Origin of the sequence: Flectobacillus roseus, assembly GCF_030056595.1 — a bacterium.
Classification (GTDB): Bacteria; Bacteroidota; Bacteroidia; order Cytophagales; family Spirosomataceae; genus Flectobacillus; species Flectobacillus roseus.
Window position 1 is genome coordinate 16,174 of the sequence record NZ_JASHIF010000032.1, and the last position, 23,939, is coordinate 40,112.

5 protein-coding genes are annotated in these 23,939 nt (G+C 38.9%); all 5 read left to right on the top strand.

Translation table 11 applies throughout. From position 1 onward, the window contains the following. The first annotated feature begins 20 nt into the window (after positions 1–20). Complete coding sequence (locus tag QM524_RS25195) at positions 21–7,193, top strand: SprB repeat-containing protein (RefSeq protein ID WP_283346784.1); 7,173 nt, start codon at positions 21–23, stop codon at positions 7,191–7,193. Positions 7,194–7,298: 105 nt separating this feature from the next. Next, a complete protein-coding gene (locus tag QM524_RS25200) occupies positions 7,299–17,585 on the top strand; it encodes a hypothetical protein (protein WP_283346785.1) in 10,287 nt (3,428 codons plus the stop codon). 116 nt (positions 17,586–17,701) lie between these two features. Beyond that, complete coding sequence (locus tag QM524_RS25205; RefSeq protein WP_283346786.1) at positions 17,702–19,852, top strand: hypothetical protein; 2,151 nt, start codon at positions 17,702–17,704, stop codon at positions 19,850–19,852. Positions 19,853–20,019: 167 nt separating this feature from the next. Beyond that, positions 20,020–21,870: a hypothetical protein gene (locus tag QM524_RS25210; protein WP_283346787.1), complete on the top strand. Its 1,851-nt coding sequence runs from the start codon at positions 20,020–20,022 to the stop codon at positions 21,868–21,870. 27 nt (positions 21,871–21,897) lie between these two features. After that, a partial coding sequence (locus QM524_RS25215) for a fibronectin type III domain-containing protein (protein WP_283346788.1) occupies positions 21,898–23,939 on the top strand: 2,042 nt, incomplete at its 3' end.

A 23,939-nucleotide genomic window follows, 5' to 3' on the forward strand; every position in this document is an offset into this window, starting at 1 on the left:
TTCATCTTGCTATTATAAAAATGAAGAAACTACTACTTCTATTAGTGTTTAGTTCTACACTTGTTATGTCTGGTTTGTCTCAAGTAGGCAAACCAGTTTTGGATTTAAAAAAGTTTACGGATCGAAGTATCGTAGTTAGACAAATGCTATCTACAGATAGAAGCTGCTATGAGTTTTATAAAAATGGGGTTAAGCTCATAGAAGGACAAGACTACTTCATAGGCCCAGGTTATCCCAATTCTTTCTATTATGTAGGGGGTGGCACTCGAGGTGGTTTTTATAGTGTCGCAACCGATTTTGGCTTTTTGAAACCTAATGATGTACTCACTGTAAAAGATATATGTCGTAATGAGATATCAGACCCAGTGGTAGTATCTGACGACTATGTGTATATTGAAGTTCCGAAAGGTAATAGTTATCAGGGTAATGGTATTAGCCCTACCTACGCTCTTCCTGCCTATGATAAGCTATCCAACCCTGTACAAACGGGAAAGTGTGAGCCAGTATTAATTAACGCCCACGTGTTAATGGCAACTGTAATTGATATTACTACTGGAGATCCAATAAGCTTAGGAACATTTAAGGTCAATGGTTCACCCATCTCCTCTGGAGACTTTTCAAGTTATTTTGCAGGGAATCCGACAAACTATCAAATTTCATCAGGACAAGTAAACACTTCAAACTTTTTGAAACTTACGGCTAATACCTATTATTCTGGTTCTACGCCTTATTCTATTGAGTACAAACATAATGGAAGTAATACCAGCGGATTTGATTTCACTTTCGGAGTAGGGGGTGTGCAAGTTCGCTTTATTACAAATAATAGCTTCGAAATCTGGAAACGTAATTATCTGGGTGATTTTGATATTAGCCATTTTGATGGGGACTTTAGCAATAGCACCTATAAAATTAGCTTCGATGAAAGTGCGTATCATATTTATATCGATGGTGTAGAGTATGGAAAGCTTGATCGATTTGTGAAATATACAACTACGACAGGCAGTTTAGACAATAGTTCTGTATTACCTTACCGGACTGGCGTGAAGCTTAACCCTTCCAGTTCGGGTATACATTATGTTAGTGCAACAATTGATGGGGCTTTAAATGTTTATCAAAAGCTACAAGTGGTTGAGGATATCTCTTTGTCAACTACAGTTGTAAATGCGGGATGTGCAGGAGCCAACTCAGGTAGTATCAGTGTATTAACAAATGGAGGGCAAGCACCATTCAGGTATTCATTAAATAGTGGGAGCTTTCAAGCAAATAATACATTTACAGGATTAGCTCCTGGAAATTATACTATTAAGGTGAAGGATGCCTCTGGTTGTGAATCTACAACTTCTGCCACCGTAAATGGTAACACTCCTCTTTCGTTAACGAGTTCGGTTCAAAACGAAACATGTTTTAATCAAAAAAACGGACGAATTACCTTTTCAGCTTCGGGTGGAACGGGCTTCTACAGTTATTCAATAGATGGTCAGAATTATGTATCTAGGCCTCAATTTGATAATTTAGCTACAGGTAGTTACACAGGCTATGTCAAGGATTTGAGTGGATGTATAAGTACCAATACTGGATTAATCATCAACTCCGACAGCAAATTGCTTCCCCCTTCGGTTGCGACTTCTCATGTAACTTGTTTTGGAGGCAACAATGGTGGTTTTAACATCAATACCTCCAACTCTACCTCTAATGGAGGTATTCAATACTCCATAGACGGAGGATTAAACTTTGGCTCAAATGCACAATTTCAGGGACTTTCAGCGGGAAGTTATCAGATTGTTATCAAAGATAATGTTTGTAGTGCAACAACCTCTGGCACTATCACACAACCAAGTGAAGTGATTCCTGTTGTGAATATCCAAAATCAAATATCTTGTAACGGACAAAAGGACGGAACGCTCTTACTAGGCGCCTCTGGAGGTATTGCTCCCTATGTGTATTCATTAGACAACATCAATTACTCGAACAATTCAACCCGGAGTAATTTAGGGGCAGGTAACTATAAAGTATGGATAAAAGATGCTAATGGATGTATCAAAGAATCAGGTATCACTACAATATCAGAACCATCAATATTGATTGCCAGCCTTCAAAGCAAACAAGATGTTATATGCAATGGAGGTAGCTCCGGACAGGTAGTATTGGGAGGTGTAGGAGGTACACAACCCTATACTTACAAACTTACTAACCAGTCAAGTTATAGTCCAAACAATACGATTTCAAACCTTAAAGCGGGTATTTATACCGCGCAGGTACAAGATGCACATCAATGTATGAATAGTATTCAAGTTGAAATACTTGAGTCAAGTAGTATTGTGACCAATGTGACTCAAAAACAAGATATTCTTTGTAAAGGCGCATCAACAGGTCAACTTACCCTACAGTCCATTGGGGGAAACGGAGCCTATACATATAGTTTGGAGGGAACAAATTACCAAAGCAGTAATATTTTCTCAGGGTTAAAAGCAGGGGCATATTCGGTTTATGTAAAAGATCTTACGGGTTGTGTTAAAGTAATACAGAGTAGTTCGACTACCTTAGTTGAACCGTCAGCCTTGGAAATGAACTTTCAAAGTATAGCTGTAAAATGTAATGGACAAGCCACTGGCTCATTTACGGCAAATGCCAGCGGTGGCGTCGGGAGTTACTTATATTCTATTGATAACGTCAACTTTCTTTCTACAAATCAATTTAATAATCTTACTGCTGGAAATTATGTAGTTTCGTTAAAAGATGCCAATAACTGTACCTTACAAAAGAGCGTACAGGTTACTGAACCAACAGCACTTTCAGCTAATTTCGATATACTTAGCCAAGTCCTCTGCTTTGGAGGAAACTCAGGCACAATAAAAGGTCTATCCTCTGGGGGAGTTGGACCCTATCAATATTCATTGGATGGTAATACTTACCAAAATAATGACACATTTGGCTCTCTGACCATCGGCGACTACAAAGTATGGATAAAAGATGCAAATGCCTGTATAACAACGAGTACCAATAAAACTATCACTCAGCCTACAGACATTACTTTTACCATAAATTCTGTATCAGCCGTTAAATGCTTTCAAGGTAACGATGGTGTTGTAACACTCCAGACTACAGGTGGTGCCGGTAATTACAGTTATGCCGTTAATGGAAGTACTTTTCAAACGGCAAACACTTTCACTAATTTGACAAGCGGAACCTATTCTTTCTTGGTAAAAGATGGGAACAATTGTCAAAAATCTGTTCAAACGACTGTATCACAGCCAGCACAGGCCTACACAACTTCCTTAGCTTCGACAGAAAACCTTTCTTGTTTTGAGAATAAAACAGGAAAGATCGTGGTCACTAGCCAAGGAGGTACAGCTCCCTATTTGGTAGGCTTAAGCACAAATACCTTACAATCTAATCCTAGCTTTGAGCAGCTCTCAGCAGGCAATTATACGGTGTATGGTAAAGATGCTAATAATTGTACTTTTAGCCTCGGAGGCATCAACTTGTCTCAGCCTTCGGATATTACTTTTTCTACGTTAATGAAGAAAGACGTAGACTGTGACTATTATTCAAAAGGAGAGGCAAAAATACTAGCAAGCGGTTCAAACGGTGGGTTTAGCTATCTACTTAGTGGCGATAATAGTCTTGGCAATCCCATCAATCCCATCAATAATACAACTGGCTATTTCAATGAATTGGCAGCTGGCGATTATCGTGTAACAGCAACCGACCAGAGAGGTTGTAGTAAAAATTATACTGTTACCATTATTCCTAAAAACTCAAAAATAACTTTTGATGTCAATAAATCATTCCCTAGTACCTGTAATTCCAATGATGGAGTTATTACCATAACGAATGTTCAGGGAGGGAGAAATGGATACAACTATCAATTGTCAACCCAACAGACAGCTTCTTCGAATTCACAATTTTCAGGTCTATTCTCAGGAACGTATGTCGTTACCGTTAGCGATGAGTTATGCTATTATAGACAAAATATTGACCTATCAACACCGAATGGAATTAAGGCCAATTATCAAGTCTCGGGGATTAATTGTACATACTCTGATGGTAATATTTCGGTGATAAATGTAACAGGTGGAAACGGGGGGTATGTCTATAAACTCAATAATAATCCAGAAACTAGTAACCCTTATTTTAGCAATCTATCCCCTAATGTATACGCTATCGAAATTAGGGATACTCCACAAAGTTGTAAATATGTATTGAGTGTAGAGCTAAAAGAACAAAACCGCTCAGATTTACAGTTGGTGAGTAAATCAGATGCCTTATGTTTTGGAGGAAGTACAGGTACAATAGTTGTATCTGGAAACAATAATCAAGCGCCTTTTCAATACAATATTAATAACGGCGGTTGGCAACCCTCAGGAAGGTTTGAGGGATTAACCAAAGGAAGTTATAAGTTAACCAGTCTTAATGCTTTAGGTTGTCAGGATAGTCTTCGGGTACTCATCTCTGAACCGACATTGTTGGTAGAAGAGCTTTCAAAAAATGATAACCTTTGTTTTGGAGATGCCACGGGTAAAATTTTTGCCAGTGCAACAGGAGGTATTTCACCTTATCGTTTTTCAAGAGATAATCAAAACTATCAAAGCGAAACGAATTTTGAGAATCTCAAAAAAGGTGATTATACCATTTGGGTGAAAGACGCCAATAATTGTATTAGCAATAAGGCTATTACTTTGATAGAACCACTACAACTAGTAATAAATCCGTATTATCAAGATACAATTCGTTGCTTCGGAGAAACTAATGGTGTCATAACTATTCCTACTCAAGGAGGTACTCCAACGTACAGTTATTCCTTAGACGGTACAAATTATATCTCAAGTAATAGCTTCGGCGGATTAGGAAAAGGCAATTATACTATTCATGTAAAAGATGCCAATCAGTGTAAAACAGAGAAAACCTTAAGCTTGACCGAGCCTAATCTACTAGCAATATCCCAAAAGGATTTTAAAAATCCCTTATGTTATAAATCAAAAGACGGTATCATTGAAGTAGTCTCTACTGGTGGCAATAACGGAAATATTTATACAATTGATTACGAAAACCGTAGTCAAAACAGCAGCTATTTCAACAATCTTCCAGATGGTAACTATTCCGTAAAAGTCACAGATCGAAAAGGTTGCACGGCAACCGTCGGTAATATGGTATTAACCGAGCCTAGCAAAATCAAGACTGTAAGTGTTGGTACAATGCCATTATGCTATGGTGATGGCAATGGTAAAATCAATATTGCAATAACAGGCGGAACACCAAATTACACAGCGAATTTTGAGGGAATAGTGAGTGCAATAGACGGCTCAAGAAATACGAAGGAGTTTTCAAATTTGTATTCAAAAACCTATACATTTTATGTAATAGATAGTCACAATTGTGTGGATACAGTAAATTACACTTTAACACAACCCACATTATTACAAAATAAAATCACTATCAAAGAAAATGACTGTTTTGGAGACTTGACAGGTCAAGTGCAAGTGCTTGGTTTACAAGCTACTCCGCCGTATCGTTACTCACTTCAAAATCAAGAAGTAGCAGAAACATTTGAATCAACGGGTATTTTCTCAAAACTGAAATCAAATAACTATACAGTCACAGTATATGATTTTAATAACTGTAAATTAAGTACTAGCGTCAAGGTTGCCCAGCCTGACAAGTTGGTAATTACACCAATTTATCAAGATACAGTAAAATGCTTTGGGGAAAACAATGGAGCCATATTGTTGAAAGTAACAGGTGGAGTAAAGAGTTATATCTACTCAAAAGATAGTATAAATTACTTTAGTGATAGTTTGTTTTCGGGACTAAAAGCAGGTCAATACCATTTTTGGGTAAAAGATGCCAATAAGTGCTTAGCTACTTCACAACTATCAGCAACCGAGCCACAACTATTAGATTTGAGTTTATTCTCAAAATCTAATCCCCTATGCTTAGGTGAGTCAAACGGGATTGTACAACTGACAGCCACAGGAGGAAACGGCGGTAATATCTATTGGCAAGATAATTCAACCAAGCAATCCGCTGACCGATTTACAGGCTTAACTCAAGGACAATATACCTATAAAGTAGTGGATCGAAAAGGTTGTCAAGATACTGTCCGCTTGGTCGAACTCAAATGGCCATCAGCCATATTGGCACAAGTTAACAAGTCACTTCCTATTTGTTACGGCACAAACACTGCCCAACTCAATATCCAAGCCTCTGGAGGTGTTGGTGGGTTTACAGCATTGCTCAGTAATGCCAATTTGAGTAAAACCATAGCTCTGAATAGCGGGCAGGGAGTCTTTGACTCGCTTCATGCAGGAAACTATCTTGTCAAAATCAAAGATGCCAACGGTTGTCAATTACAATTGACGAATACTATTCTAGAAACAGACAGTTTAGAAACCTTTGCTCTGGGATCGGGAAAAGGGGCAGATACCTTGTGCATTGGGCAAAGCATCACTTTAGATGTAAAGAATAAAGGGAAAAATATTCGTTGGTATTTCAACGACATCGAGGAGCTAGCCCGAGCAAATCAATCTACCTATGCTATCGTTAACCCTGGCATTTATAAGGTAATAGTGTCTAACAAGACAGGATGTACAGTCGAGAAAAGCTATACCCTCACCAACAGTAAAAATGCGCTCAAGGCCGATTTTACACTCGCTACTCAAGCATTTGTGGGAGATACTATTGTTGCCCTAGATGTAACAAAGCCTGTACCTGACCGTATTGTTTGGTTTATTCCAAGTAATTCAATTCTTGTCAGTAAAAACTCTAATAAAGTAGTATTCATTCCGACAACAGAAGGTGAAAAAACGGTGGCAATGTATGCCTATTTGGGTAATTGTGAAAACTACTTAGTTCGTAATATTAAGATATTCAAGCCTGAAGATGTCAACGATACAGACTCATTATATTTCTACCAGAATAATCCTGTGACCTCGGCAATCATATTTCCAAACCCCAATCAAGGTCAGTTTTACCTAAAACTTAAGGCAAAACTAAGTACAGACGTATTTGTACGCTTGGTTAGAGTAGCAACAGGCGAGACAGTATATAGCAAAACCTATCAAGTAGCTGAGAAGGATATTAATACAACACTATCTTTTCCAATTGATCTTGATTTACGAATCGGAGCTTACTCAATGATAATTGAAGCCAATAAGCAGAAGCTAACAAGGCAAGTAATGATAACTGATTACTAACCAGATATTTATTCGAAAAATTTATAATAGAATTAGAATCTAAGTACTATTGCTAGTCTGTCAGGATACACCTCCAACAGACTAGCATCCAACTGAAGACTAGATATGAAAAGAACCTTTATTGCACTTACATCTATCATTTGGGCAATGTTACTGATATGTATCACTTTCCCTGCCTTTTCAGGCGACAATATAACCAAGGATGCCTTTGAAATGTCAGAGGAAGAATCTCTAAAGTCAGGTATCCGTCCTTTACGATTAGAAAACCAAACCATCATGCCTTGGCATGATGGGAAATATTATTTTATAGACGACGGCCGAAGCGTATTGCCTTCGGCAACGGATGAAGTCTCTACTTTGGCAATTGAAAATGCAGTTAAGACAGCAGAGTCAAGGGTTCGAATAGAGAATGTGAATGCTTTTGTAAATGGAGGATGGCAGAAATTGAATCTCAGTAAATTACCCATAGTAATTGAAATTGGAGGTACAGAACATGGTGGTTTAAACGCTACTTTAGTTATTACCTCTCTAATTTTTACGAAAACTGATACAAAAGCTCAGATAGGAATCTTGAGTAAAATGAATTCAAATGAAGCCCAATTGAATGAAAAGAAAGAGGTCACAAGTTTATATTTTGGGGGAGAGCTAACTTTAAAAAAAGGAGGTTCTTTTAGTGCAGGGTTACAATTAATCGCTCCTATGAATATATCACTATTGTCATTGAGTGGTGTTGGCAAACTTTCCTTAAGCGTTGGTACTGGAATATGTTTGGGTTGTAAGGCCTCAGAGACCAATAATCCTAGTGCGTTTAGTCTTCGATTGTCAGGACAATTTGAGTTTGACCCGCAATTTGTAGTAGCAGAAAAGATCGATGGTATTGCAATTACTGACGATAACAGGGTTGCCAAAATGGTATTTGGCGCCAAAATAACCTCATGGGGTGATTTAAAAATCAAACTTTCCTTTCCTCAAAAATATGGTTTACAGTTTACACAATTCAAATATATAGGATTCTGGTCTAGTACAACGAATCCCGAAGTAAGCACTGAGATTTGTGATACAAATTTATCAGATGGAAATGTCATGCTAGATCTTTCAACTAACACTAACCCGAATGCAACCTCCAGAAATATAATATCCTTTCTAAATTTTAGACTTAGACTTCCTACTGCACTTAAAAAGAGTACCTCAGATGCCATATTCTTAGATCTAACATACCTTAATATTGATGATTCTGGGAATTTAAACGGTAAAATGTTTTATAATAATAAAATTGAAGCTAGGGCTTCTGATGGTAAAGGCTTTTCAGTTGATATTACTAGAGCAGGTGTGACTATCACAAAAAATGAGTTGAAGGAGTTTGCGATTGGAGGTGATTTGGAGCTTCCTATTTTGGATGGAAAAGATCTTAGTTTTGACTTAAATAAATCAGGAGAGATACTCAATTTTTCAGCAACATTAAAGCCAGATAAGGGAGATAAATTGAGAGTGAATTTATTCAATGCAGATTTAAGTTTTGATAACTCTACTAAAACTTCAACGGCGAGTTCAACAAATGGAATTAAAGAATCTACATCGACCACAACAGGTTCAGCAGCAGATACTTTTATAAGAGGAGAAGGTAGTATCAATCTCAATACAGGGGTAATAGGTGCATTCGCTGTTACAATCAGTAAAGCCAAACTAACGATTGTGGGGTCTGGACAGACATACTCTTTGAGACTACCTATGTTAAAAGTTTTAAGCGAGTCTCCTTACATAAATGCATTTACACTGGAACCTGTAGCCAATACAGGAAGCCAAATTATGGGGTTTGCTTTATCACTTCAAAATATATCTGCTTCTGTTTCATCGGATAAAAAATACATCAATGGCACTACAACGATTAGTGCAGGTGTCCAAGGGTCAGAAGCTTCTCAACAGATAAGCCTGAGTGGTGACTTCGAGTACCAAGTGGAAATTATGGATTCGGATAAGCCAAAATTCAAGTATAAAACATTTGGCCTCATTGGGTTTAAGATAGAGGGACATTTTCCCAGTTTTGATTTTAAAGCATCCGTTGCCACATTTGAAAATGCTAAACGGCTAGGTGTTGACAATTTAACAGGTTTTGAAGGTAGTGGTAGTTTTGGTTTGAAATTAATGGCGCCTGAGCATTCAGCAGCCATGACCGACGGACAATCATCTAACGGTGATGGAAGCGTAGGCGGTGGCGTATACATTGTATATGCTAAAAAATCGGGTGTACAAGAAGCTGCATGGGGAGTTGATGTCGATCTTCAATTTGGTTCGCCTGGGATTCCTTTAGGTACAGTATTGTTAAAAGGAGTCTTTGGTGGCGTTTATAAAAACCTGAGCATGAAAGGTGATATTGCCGATAAGGTAAACGGAGCACGAACAGGCTTATCTTATCAATGGGATCCTAACGCATGGGGATTTAATTTAGGATTGGATATGACTACCGCTGCCAACGTAGACTTATCTATAATGTTGGCTGCACAAAGCACCAGTTCTGGCGGACTTAGTTTCAAGGCTGTGGGATATGCCAGATACCAGCTTCAGGATATTATGGATAAAATCCCCCCTGTAGGAGAAAAAATGCTTACAGGGTTTAAAGAAATGGGTGATAAAGTATCTCAAATCAGAAGCAACATACCTATTAGCCCAACACTATTCAAGGAGGTGGCACAAGCTGATGAAGCCGTTGCGAAAGGTGAAACCAAAACCGAAAGTACTTCAACAACTGGAAATACAGCCACCGCCAGTAAGAATAACAGTTTGGCAAACTTATTTAGTGGAAAAGAATCTGACAAAAAAGGTTCAGCCTCCCCGAATAGAATAGCATTGGGCTTAGTCGTTGCCTATAATTCAGGCGGTACCGATCAAGAAGGCTCATTTTCTATCAAAATGTACCCCGACATCTTCATTAACTTAAATGTTGGGTTTGGTAATGCGGCAGTAAAGTCTACTGGCTACGGAATGCTTTATATTTCGAATAGTAAAAAGTATTTGTACATAGGGCGTGCCAATCCTGTAAGTGATCGCCTAGGATTGGTATTTGAGTCCAAAAGTAGTGCTTTGGATATTACAGCAGCAGTAAACGCGTACTTTATGTTAGGAGATGGAGTTGACACTGATCTGCCACCACCACTTGTACCAGAGAGTTTTGCTTCAATTTTCAATGAGAAAAAAGAAGATATCGGTGTGTCAAATCAATCCATGTTGGCCGACAAAAAAGGGAATCCAGATTTAGTACAAGGTACTGGGCTCGCATTCGGAGCTGCCGTTTCTATCAACATAGGTATGAACTTTATAGGTGTGGTAAGGGTAAATGCAAGTGCAGGAGCAGGTTTTGATGCCCTTTTGGTAAAAACTTCATGTCCTGAAGGTTGGGTTGCCTCAAGTGGTAACAGTTGGAATGCTCAAGCTCAAATATATGGTTATGCAAGTGCTGATGTATCAGTACTTGGAGTTCCTCTGTTGGAGGCTGGTATAGGGGTATTACTTAAAGCTAGATTCCCTCAACCGTTTTATGCAGAGGGAATTTTTGCAGCCTATGTAAGGGTATGGAAGGCTAAAGTTTCTATCAAAGTGGATGCTAAAATTGGTGATAATGCCCCAAAACCTACCTGTCTGCCTGCAACAGATAGCGATAATGTGACACTCACAAACTGGAATTTTGTAGAGTCGATTACCCCCAAAAATACGGTGAGCCCTCTTGGAAACTTTTATTTGAATGCTATTTACCCAGTAGATCAGCTATCTAAGCTAGCGCAGTCTAAAAAGTATAAAATGGAAGTTATAGTAACCTATAAAAAGCCAGATCAAAGCTTTTTCTCTCTTGGTGTTCCATCTGTTACAATTGCAGATATAGATCCTCTAGATATCTCTAAGCTAAGTACTCCTATTGCGTTACCAAGAAAACAACTTGCCTCAAATACTGACTATGATGCGAGATTAAGTATTCGTATATATGATCCAATTATACAAGATAGACTTAAGAATACAGTCTCAACTACCTTGGATAATACTACAATTCAGTTTAGCCAAGTATATGATTTTTCATTTAAAACCAATAACCAACAGTGGGATTTAACTGATTTGGATGTAGTGGCCTATCCTGCAAAAAACCAATACAATACTTATAAAGGAGAGTACGAAGGTAAGGGATATTTTAAAGTAGAAAGTAGAATTGCTTCTGAGATTAATAATCTATGTACTGGCTGTCTGTTTTCACTGGGTATCTATGAAAAAGGAAATCTGATCGGTGATAAATCACCTTTAAATTTGACCGATGCTAATGGAACCTCGTTTTCTTTGAGTCAGCTTAGCTCAGATAAAATTTATGAACTAAAAGTTGAGTATACTGAAAATGGCGTGACAAAACCGTTTTATACAGCCCACTTCTTTAGAGTAAGTAAATTCAATACATTTAAAGAGAAAATTACAGCTTATCGTGCAAATGCTCAAGTTTCTTGGAACACAAGCAATTATGGATTTGAGGTTATAACCAACGAATCAGTAGACGAAGGTTTTTCATTAGAGGAAAAACAAAAGCTATCTATGTATCTAAGTGATACAACACCATGGATTTCAGCATTAAATAACAAGTGGAATAACACAAGTTGCGTTAAAGGAGACGAGGCTAGCTACGCTTCCGATTTGATGTTGCCTACCCCATATCTAATACAGAATAATTATTTCTCATTAAAAGATGAGGTTCTAACAAGAAATGAAGGTGAAGATAGTCCAACAAAAGCACCTGTTTTTTCGGTTATGAATTTTAACAGCATGATTAACAACGGTGTTTACGAATGCCTCTTGAATGGCAATAATAATTTACCCGTTCCAGAATTGTTTCTTCCTCAAGGTACCAGTTTTTGCATTGATATTATCAACGATATCAAAAAATTTGGCTATTACCAACAAAGAAATTGGCAAAGTTTACCTGCTTTATATTCAGAAGCTACTAATAGTTTTTGTTTTGCCTCTAGGCCTGCACTAGATTTTAATGAGGTAAATACCCTAAGCAAAAAAATTGTAGTACACTGTGAGCGTCAGGAAAGAGATAGTACCCCGATACTTTATAGTTTCGAGCTTTTTGATAGTAACAATAAGGCAATAGAGTTTCCAAGTAATTTGAAAATCAAACATAATTTTACAGGAGAGAATGAAACATTTAGTAATGTCAAATACAAAGCGGAAAATGCAATTGTAAGATATTCATCACTACAAAAAAGTGTCAGCGAATGTGCGAGTCCTCAGAATTTTAGTGTTGAAGCCGCTGGAAACTACACATTTACTGTTCAAGTACACCCTCGTCCTAAGATTACCCCTTGTATTACTATTAGAAAAAACGACCAAGCTATTATCAATCAGGTGGATGGTATGTGTGATTCAGACTGTGATCCTAAAGGGGATACGAGAGTATGCGATATCTGCAAGAATGATATGGCTGCCATTCTTCAAAATACAGGTTCCACGGAATTTCACTACATTATTGAAAGTTGGGAAAATGAGGTAACTTTCCAACCTCAAAAGCTGCCTGAAACACTGTATTTGACGCTTTCTAATGGTAAATCGATTACTTTTTCCCAAGGTAATACTGCTGCTACTTTAACTCTACAACCAGAAGAAGAAGCCCAGTTAGTGGCTAAAAAGGAGTTGCTTAAAATAGTTATTCTTGAAAATGAAAAGACTTACAAATGTGGTGAAAACTTGGATGCAAACGAATATAACTATAAGCCATTTGCATTTAACGGAGCAGGGGCTACAGCTACAGAAGCTTGTGGTACTGCTAAAACTATAAAAGCCTATACCAAGGCAGATTTTACGGCATTCAAAGAGGGAGATTTCGCTTACGAAGAAATTAATCCAGAGGTCAAGCCTTTGTCTTTACAGTATTACACCATGGGTAGTGGCATAGAGCGTAAATGGTATGCCTTCAATAATGGTATTTTCCAACAAGCTAATTATTGCATAGCTACGCCTTTTGTTTATATCGATTGTAAAAATAACGATGAGGTTAATAAAAAAGGTGCCAAATATACAATAGGGTTTTATACAGATGGGACTAAGTCAGTTCAAATGAAACCATGGAGCGCTCCTGCTGAGGGCTACTCATTTACGGTTTTATCGGCAGATAATAAACCAATTACTTTTTCGATATCACAACAAGAAATTACCTCGGCCTCTCAGTTATTTAGATATACAGAGGATGGTTGTCGGACAATCATAAAGACAGATTATGGACCGGGGTATACTGTAATTACCCCGCCAAGAACTGACTGTGAGAGCAGATTAAAACCAGCGAAGCCATCTATTAAAGCATCATCGACTACCGTAGATTTTGGAACAACAATTTCTTTGGAGGGTTCTGGCTGTTCGGATGGAACGAGCTATGTTTGGAGCACGGAAGAAACTACTGCTCTAATTACACCAAAAATTACAAATAGTACAGACTTTGAGCTACGTTGTTTAAACAAGGCGAACAACTGCTTGAGTGAGTCTGAATATGTGGCGATTAATTTAACACCCCTCCATATTGAGGTATCTAAAACCAGTATTTGTGCGGGGGAAACCGTGTCCTTAAAAGCTACCAACTGTGCAGGTTCTATTAACTGGTCTCAAAACGATCAGGCTTCTTTAGGGACAAGCCAAGAACTTTCTTTGCAACTGAAGGAATCAGCTTCTATTACTTTGGAGTGTACTGTTGAGGGTAAGAAAAGGTATACCATTACCGATATAGATGTATTACCATCACCACAGCCTCCAACAATTGCCCTTGCTTCAACAAGTTCCTCAACAATTTGTTTTGGAGGCTCTATTTCAATCAATGTGACTCAGGGCTGCCAAGTAAGGGAAACCTTGGTTTGGTCAATTCCTCCATCAGGAAACGGTTTTGTCTTCTCACCTCCTGTGAGTACAGAATATTTTGCCACTTGTAAAGGTGAAAAGTGTTCAAGTAGTAAATCGAATTCTATTCCAATCGAGGTTTCTGTTCCAGTAAAGGCCTTGATTACTAGCGGATTGGAGGTTAATAAAGTTTGCTCAAACACTTCTGTCAATTTATTTGTAAACAATTGTTCAGAAAGAGAAACGGTTGTCTGGTATAAAGACAATACATCTACAATTTTTAGTGAAGGTAAAAGTTTAGTTATTACGCCGAATAAGTCCTCTACCTTCTATGCTAAATGCCTTCGAATTATCGATCAGAATCGTGGGTTACGATGTGAAGGGGCGCTTTCTGAGAAAGTTACCATAGATATTGTCGATAATACATCGCTTAATACTAGCTTGGCTATTAGCACTGATGAAATATGTGCCAACCAGAGCGCTACGCTCACAGCTGCAGGATGCCCTGTAGGTAAGCTTGAGTGGCAATTTGATAATGGTAATTGGACTGAAGGAGGTTCTACAAAGGTTGTAAATGAGGCAGGTATATATCGTGTTAGATGTAACCTCAATAATCTATGTTTTAGTACAGTTGTTCCTTCAAAACGACTAGTCGTAAACTCATTACCAGAACTACCCTCGCTGTCCACGAATAAACCAAATAACTCCATTTGTTCAGGGGATGCAATTCAGTTGATAGGCTCTTGTAAACAAGCAGAGATAGTCTGGAATCAACAAAATGCATTGGTTCAGCCAGCTATTAACACATCTTATAGTGCATATTGTCAAGATGCTAAGGGCTGTAAATCACCTCAAGATGCATCCATCAGCATAATAGTTAATAGTATTCCTAAGGCTCCTATTATTTCTAATAGACTTGGTCGTTCAGTAATCTGTACTTATGAAAGTACTGTTATTGAAGCTACTTGTGAACAAGGTACCGTGGTTTGGGAATCCCCAGATAAGTCTTTAAGTGTATCGAATGCTCCTGTCGGACAAATAACCTATCGAGCCAAATGTGAATCAAATGGTTGTACAAGCCAATGGACTGACTATACATTGACAATAGCTGAGGTACCAAACCAGCCTAGTATTGAGGCATCAGTACAAGAAGCGTGTTTCCCTCAGTCAATTACAATTAAGGCATCAGGTTGTAGCCAAAAAACCGTGTGGTCGAATGGACAAGAGGGTTCGGAAATTCAAGTTAATAAAACTGGATTTGAATCATTTAGAGCAAAATGTATCATTAATGAGTGCGAAAGTGGATGGAGCAATTCAGTTACAGTCCATGTAAAAGAAAAACCAGAACCGCCAGTACTCATTGCCCGTGATATTTGCGAAGGACAGCCAACCAGTGTGGAAATAGCCTTTAACTCAGCAGGAGGTGCAAGCTTACAATGGCTAAGTGACGCCCCAAAAGCTATTGGAGTTGCTGGTAATTATACCTACACAGCAATGGTAAGTCGTGATGGCTGTCAAAGCGATAGCCGTTCAGTGAGCCAACGAGTAATTCCTTATCCTAGTCCATTGAGTATTTCAGAAAATGCTGAATGTGGTTCTACATTATTAACGGCACAAGGTGGTAACGGTAACTTTACTTGGAGCAATGGGCAACAAGGTAATACCTTACGAGTAAATAATACAGGTACATATACCGTTAGCAGTACCAACGAAATGTGTGGGGTAAGTACCAATGTAACAGTAGGTAACATCCGTCAAACACCAGAGCCACCTTATTTAGCAGCAAAAGATATTTGCGAAGGACAGCCAACCAATGTGGAAATAGCCTTTAACTCAGCAGGAGGCGCAAGTTTACAATGGCTAAGTGAAGCCCCAAAAGCTAATGGGGTTGCTGGTAATTATACCTACACAGCAATGGTAAGTCGAGATGGCTGTCAAAGCGATGGCCGTTCGGTGAGCCAACGAGTAATTCCTTATCCTAGTCCATTGAGTATTTCAGAAAATGCTGAATGTGGTTCTACCTTATTAACCGCAAATGGTGGTAACGGCAGTTATTCTTGGAGCAACGGGCAACAAGGAAATACACTTAGAATTAGTAATACGGGTGAATTTACTGTTAGTAGTGCCAATGAGATGTGTAATGTCAGTGCAACTCGTTCTATTAGCTATATCAAACAAACCCCTGCCATGCCTGCAGTAAATGTAGTTGGTGCCATTTCCGAAAATGGTATTTATAAGATTTGTGGCAATAATGCTGTGGCTAATATCTATTCAGATAGCCCATCTGATTGGTATTCAGGAGATAATTTAATCAATAGAAATTCACAATATCTTGAAGTAAGAGATTCGCAAACCATCCGAATTCGTGCGGAAAGAGATGGGTGCGTTAGTTCGGATGCAATTGTAACAGTACAAGTGATAAATGTAAATCAACCAAATCCAATTGAGGAGTTACAATACTGTGGTTATACCCAACTCAGAAGTAGCTGTTCAAACGGAGATGTAGTTTGGTATAATAATACGGATTCGGAAATTGGAACAGGAGGATCAATTCAAGTGGGCAATGCGGGTACATTCTATGCAAAATGCCGTGTGGGTAGCTGTATGAGTTCAGAAGTGTTAGCCCATGTTCAAGCGATTAAGATAAATCCTCCAGCAACTAATTTGACTGCGTTTACCAATTCATCACAATCGGATTGTGGTGAAAGAACAATGACTTTTTTGGTAAATGATTGTCCAAATGCAACTCCAGAATGGAGTACTGACGGCAATTCGTGGAAAAATGTAGACAAATCTCCTGTCTTCTTTTTAAACCTTTACATGATGCAAGTACAGGTAAATCGCAGTATGGATGTTCAGGTTCGTTGTAATGATAGAGGCTGTGTAGGTCCATCTACAAGCTATCACCTAGATTATAGACCTACTCCTCCAGCTCCAAGTGTTTCTTTAATGGCCAAAGACAATGATTGTGGCTATATCCTCCAAACACTTGGTGATTCTAACAATGGAAGTACGATTCAATGGTCAAGTAATTATCGAACCTCTCTGGGCTCTGGTAATCAAATAAGTGTTTCGCATAATGGCGTTGGTGAGGTTTTCTATGCAATAGCTAGTCTGAATGGTTGTAATAGTACTAATTCAAATGGTGTACAGTCTGTAGCTTTGGATTGTGACCCACAATGGGTACTTACCAAAACAGAGAATAGAGTGATAAATGGGGAAATACTGGTAATACAGACCTACACTAACCAAAACCCTAGATCATTTAATTACAATGATATTAAAGAGATTGTCTCACAAAGATGTCCTGCTTCTTTGACGATTAATGACGACACTGTCGCTCGAATACTGGCGGTAGATGACTCTGCTTGTAAATCCCAAACAGTGAATTGGTACGATGTATCGAATCCAACAAATCCGATTTTGATAAAAAGCCAAAGTACGAGTGTCAGAGGAATTTTTATTGGAAAAACCATAAAAGTTTCATGCGAAAACCTATGTGGTACTCAAGTTGAAGGCATCAAAGTTATCAGGTAAAGATAAATACTGGGGCCAAGAGTATTATTCCTCTTGCCCTAGTATTGACTACTAAGTTTTAGTATTTCCTTTTCGTATAAATATTGAACCCATCAAAATAATATATAGAATCATTTATGAAAAAACTTCTGCTATTAATCTGCTTACAAGTGATAGGCTTTGAAATGTACTGCCAAAGTAAACCACAGAAACAGTCAACAATCAACAATCAAATAAAAAAGTCAAGTACTGTTCAAGCCTTAAAAAGCATACCCACCCTCCAACTTCTTGCCAAGCATGGTAAGGGTACAATTCGTTTGCGTTGGGTAGCCCAAACCCCTGAGATATGGGCTTTGGGGCATCAGTATGGGTATATCTTGGAGCGTACTACCGTAATTCGTAATAATAAGACTTTAGCAAAACCAGAAGATTTTAAAACAATAGCTTTGTTGCCATTCTCCGAGCAAGAATGGTCAAAACTAGCTCAGACCGATGACTATGTTAGAGCTGCGCAATCATTCTATTTCTACAAACCAGAAGAGCTTGCCGAGAAGGATACATCCCTTAAAAGTGCTATTACTCGTGGTAAATTCGCATTCTCTTCGATTGCTGCTGATTTTTCTTCAACAGTTGCCAGCCTGATGCGGCTATCATTCGAAGACAGTTTAGTCAAATCAAATGAAATTTATCATTATACTATTAAGCTCAACCATCCAGATTTTCAAAAACTCAAAGCTGAAACTCGTGTAACTGCTGGAATGAGCTGGAATATAAAGGCTTATACTCCTCAAAAGTTGGTAGATTTAGATTATGTAGATAGTACTGTGACGCTCAAATGGGTAATTCCTCAGCAAGCCATTTTTACTGGGTATGTCATTGAGCGTTCGGCTGATGGAGGTGTCAGCTATGAGCGGGTGAATCAAGCTCCTTTTGTTCCTATTGAGAATTCACCAAAAGAAAAAGATGCTTTTCTATATACTACAAAAGTGCCCAAACTAATGCTTAATTACTATTATAGAATTAGAGGAATTGATCCATTTGCAGAACAATCAGATCCTTCTAATTCGGTAAAGGTATTTGCTTTTCAGTCTCGTTTACCTGAACCCGATAGTTTATTGTCTAATTTTCTCAATAAAAGAACTGTTGGAATTAGATGGAGATTTCCTGATAGTTTGACTATCAACCTTCAAGGGTTTAATGTGTACAAAACTTTGGATTTCAAGAACTTCACTAAAGTTAATAAGGAGGTTGTTTCTAATAGCACTAGAACTATTTTTGATAGAATCGAAGACGGCATCGAAAATATCTACTATACCGTGGCAGCCGTCGACTTAAGAGGTCGCCAAAAGACATCTGAGCCTCTTTTAGTAAATATTATTGACTCTATTCCGCCCATGAAGCTAATGAATCTCCATGGGAAAATTAATAAAAAAGGGATTACCCGTATCGGGTGGACTCATGGCAAAGAACGTGATCTATTTGGATTCAACGTATTCCGTGCAGAGGGTATTCGTCCCAAAGACATGGAACTGATTCGTGTTATCCAGCACCCAGATACCGCTATGATTGATACGGTGGCAATGGGGACTACCAACCGAAAAGTCCTCTATGTAATTGTACCTATAGACTTTCATTCAAATGCTACAAGAGCAAATGATACCTTGGTCTTATATCGACCCGATGTTACTCCTCCTGAACCTCCCAAAACGGTCTATTTTGCTTTTGAAAATGAAAAAGCATCAATTAAATGGCTGCCAAGTACCAGTGAGGACGTTGCTGCCTACAAGCTTTATAAACAAGATTTACCCGATACAGCTACTCGATTTATTGCTGATGTTAAACTAGCCAAAGATACCCTGCGCTATATAACCGAAAGTATGGAAGAAGAAAAGTCTACCAATTATCTCCTTAGAGCAATAGACCAAGAGGGTCTTATTTCAAATGATTCTAATCGTGTAGAAATCAAGCTCAATCGACCTCACCGTCTTCCTGGAGTAGATACGCTATTTATTTCTTACGACGACACCAAGCAAGAAGTAATCATAAAGTGGAAGTATAACTATTTCTCAAAAAAGCGGCAAATACAATCTTTCTTTTTAAGCAAACTTACTCCAGGAACTGATTTCAACAAGCTAGGCATTGTATCGGGCGATACTTTTGAATATCGTGATCCAATTCAATCATCAGGAACTTATTTCTACCGGGTCCTTGCCGAAAGCACCGATGGTATCATCTCGGTGAAAGGAAAGCCAATATCAATTAAAGTTAAGGTCAAAAAGAAAGAGTAATATAATCCTCAATCACAGCACCATATTAGAACAGCGATTTTGGACAGAATGATAATGATTTTTATAGGATTAAGAATCATTATTAACACCATTCTTGAGATCTTTCTCAGTAATGAATCTTGCTATTATTTCACCTATCCCTCATTGGGAGTTTTATAACTTGTATTATGCCTAGCATAAATATTACACTTAGACTATGTTTGATAGGAGGTATTCTAATATTTTCTCTTCAACAACCTGCTTTTAGTCAAGACTTAGAAGCAGAGGCTCAAAAACTAAAAAACCTTGCCAAATTACCCTCTCAGGTATTACAAGAAGGAATTAAGGTAAGTGGGGGAGTTAACTCACTCTCTACCTTTTATACTACCAATGCCGTAGAATCTACTGGTAGGCTACCTTTTGAGTCAATTTTGGCGGGTAATATCAATTTTGATTTTTATGGTAAGGTCAAAATGCCTTTTACCTTTACTTTCAATAGCCAAAATATCAACTTCAAAAGTCCTTTTGATGAGCGTCTTCGCTTTCAAAATCCTTTCAATCGTTTCCAATTTAGACCAACCTACAAAGGTCTAACGGTGTTGATGGGAGTGAATAGTATGACTTTTTCCCCTTATACACTCAACGGCCACCGTTTTGATGGTATAGGTGTGCAGTTCAAACCCAAGCGTAAACCCTTTTATGCTAGCCTTATGTGGGGAACTTTGCAAAAGGCCGTTTATCGGGACACTACAGGGCAAACTCGAAACAATAACCCTGCCTATCAACGCAAAAGTTGGGGATTCCAATTGGGTTATAAATCAAAAGGTTATCTCGAAGAAATTTCTTTATTGAACTCGCGCGACGAGCTTGGCTCATTGCCCTATACCATCGATGACTTCGCTTATCCAGAAGCCAATGTTGCTGTGGGATTTAAGGGTTCTGCTTTGATTCAAAAAAATTGGACATTATCAATGGATTTGGCGATGTCTGGGCTTACTAAAGATATCCGGAACACTCTGAATGAACCCCAATCCAACAACTTTTCATTTGGAGGACTACTACAAACCAACCGTTCTACGATTATTAAAAGAGCCCTAAAAACAGGACTAAAGTATGGCGGAAAATCTTTTCAAACAGCGCTAGAATATACCCGTGTAGATCCTGAATATAAGACTCATGGAGCTTATTATTTTGTAAATGACCTCGAAAATGTAGCATTAAATACCACAAGCAACTGGTTGAAAAACCGCCTGAATATTGCCGTCTCGATTGGTCGTCAGCATAATAATTTGGCAGAGAGTGCCAATCTCCAAACACTCTGGCAGTGGGTTGGCTCTACCAATATTAGTTTTATACCTTCTGACAAAACTATGCTCAATTTAACCTACTCCACCTTTCAGAGTTATACCAATTTGCGTACAGATATGGAATACCTAACCACCATTAGTACCTACGCTGGGCTTGATACACTCAACTACCGTCAGATAAATCAGAATTTACAACTTATGTTTGTCAAAAAACTTCCTCGTGCTACCAAAGAGCACCCTCAGGTTTTACAAGTCCAAGGTTTATATCAAGGTTCTTCAAACCAGCAAGGTTCGTTGACTCGTAGCACACAGGTAAACACCCTTAACCTTGTTTACAATAATCAACTTGTCGCCCAAAAAAGAAACTATTCTGTTGCGCTCAATATCAATCGAAATGATTTAGTAGTCAGAAGTGAGTGGTTCGTTGGCCCTTCTTTTACCTACCAAAAGGCTCTTCTCAATCAAAAGATTCAGATCCAAAGTGCCTTGAATTATCTGAAGACTATTCGGAGTACCGATCAGTCTGGCGATGTACTTAATGCTCGATTTACTTTAGGATTTCAGCCTAGTAAAGAACATCAGTTTAATCTTAGCCTTTTGAGTATGTACCGAAACTTGAGCCCTGGCAAAATCATAGAGCGCAACTTTTGGGATATGACCCTCACACTGGGTTATCAGTATCAGTTCCAAACCAAGTTTGGCGCCATTACCCCAAAAACAAACTCAAAATAGGCATACACCCCTTATCCTAACAATCTTATGATAAAGAGCTTACGATTTTATCTACAAAGCCTGCTACTATTATGTGTATTTGGGATTAAAGCTATTTCCCAAAACTATCCCCTGAGTGGGACGGTGTCCTTTATTCCTCAGCAGAGTCTGACTTGGAGTAGCTTTTATACCACCAATGCCCTAACGATTACCATCAATCTTAAAGACAATACCAGCACTCCCGGCCCTGTATTTGCCCGAATAGCCCTTACTCGTCAAGGTACCGACATTCGTAATAACGAGAGCTTTGTGGCAAGTAAGGGTATCACCGTAAACTTTGGCGGTATTACCACCATTACAGGAATTGATTTGGCGGAGAATTTTTTGCCTACCAACTTAGTATCACAGGGTCTTGACCCCAACTTTTTCAGCCAAGGGGGAGTCTTATCTAGTGGTTTTTGGACAATAGAGGTAATACTTTACGAACTAAATGCTGCTCGGAACTATCGACAGGTATCAGACAAATTTAGTTATAGTTTTACCCAATACAATGGTTTGCCTCCTTTGCTCAACCTTCCCAGTAACGAATCGGAGGTAGATGCTCGCTATGGACAAAACTTTAGTTTTTTGTGGACACCCCAAGCTACCTCCTTGAATGGTCAAGCTGGAGTAAGCTACCAATTTAGCTTGTGGGAATTGGGAGAGGACGAAAACGCCAACGATGCCTCCGAAGGCAAAACCCCCATATACACCACTAGTGTATCGGTACCTATGCTTGCTTATGATGCCACCAAGCCACTTTTGCAAACTGGTAAGCGTTATGCTTGGCAGGTACAAGTCAAAGATGTGTCTGGTACGAATGTCTATGACAACCAAGGCAAAAGCCAAGTATGGGAGTTTCGTTACGGGCTAACCTGCTCATCTCCCAATGCACTTCTGCTGAAATCCGTAGGCTCAGGGTATCACGAACTTTCGTGGGGTGCTGTCAATCTGGCGCAGAGCTATCAGGTTCGCTGGCGCAAGAAATCGAGCAAGGACGACTATACTTTCCAAAATACTACCAGCAATAGCCTTGTATTAGCGCTTCCGAGTGGCAACGAATACGAGCTATCTGTTCAGAGTGTTTGCTCAGGAGAGAATAGTCAATGGTCTTCGGATATTTATCAAGAAAATCCCCAAAGTGGTACAGGCTCTACCACGGCGACAGTTATTCCAAACGCAGCTACCAATCCTGCTGATATTCCTGTAAATGGAAGCGATGTAAACCAACAGGATTATGATAATTTGGTTTCAAACCTTCAGCGTCCACCCACTACCACCGAGACTCGTTGTGGGGTTAGTGTCGTAAAAGACGTAGTGAGTTGTCAGGACGATGAAGTATCCAATACAGGCGTTGGGGACGTGCCATTCACAAGCAAGCCCAACAGTACCTTTTATGTCAATGGGTATGATGTACGCATCACCAAGGTCATAGACAACACCTCGGGGGAGGGGCTGTTGTATTTTCCTATTTTGGGTCAGCGCATTCCAGTTATCTGGAGGGGCGTTCAACTCATGGAAGGCAAAGGGCTTCACGAAACACAGCCCTATGGTTGTCTGACATCAGGCGAAGTACAAATGGTAGGCTCTAATCCCAACCTTATCGCCAGTGACCTGACAGCCCAATACAACAATCTCTACAACTCCCTCAACAGCCCCGGGAGCTACTCAGGTACTTTTGGAGAAGCCTTAGATAGCTTAAAAATTAAAAGCGAATTATTGCAGGATGCTAAAAACCGAACAAAAGCAAATATAGAAAGCTTACTTTCGGTTACCAAGGCAGTCAAGACAGGTTTTAAAGCCTTGGAGAAGACCTTTATGGATACCTACAAAAGCGCGGACAATTTTCCCCAAATAGCGAAAGATTTACTAGCACTCAAACCCGATAGTACCAATCCCAATCAAGTCTTAAACAGATTACAAGTCTGTATAGCCCAAACCCCCTCAACCACAGGCGGCAAAAAACAAGCAAAAGTGAACTTGTATCAACTCAAACTAGCCGAATGTTTGGATAATAGCAACATACTACAAGAAACCCAAGAGTATGCTGA

What these genes read in the sequence shown, in the direction of transcription:
- QM524_RS25205 (WP_283346786.1), top strand. Translation starts at nt 17,702, where the DNA reads ATGAAAAAACTTCTGCTATTAATCTGCTTACAAGTGATAGGCTTTGAA.
- QM524_RS25195 (WP_283346784.1), top strand. Translation starts at nt 21, where the DNA reads ATGAAGAAACTACTACTTCTATTAGTGTTTAGTTCTACACTTGTTATG.
- QM524_RS25210 (WP_283346787.1), top strand. Translation starts at nt 20,020, where the DNA reads ATGCCTAGCATAAATATTACACTTAGACTATGTTTGATAGGAGGTATT.
- QM524_RS25200 (WP_283346785.1), top strand. Translation starts at nt 7,299, where the DNA reads ATGAAAAGAACCTTTATTGCACTTACATCTATCATTTGGGCAATGTTA.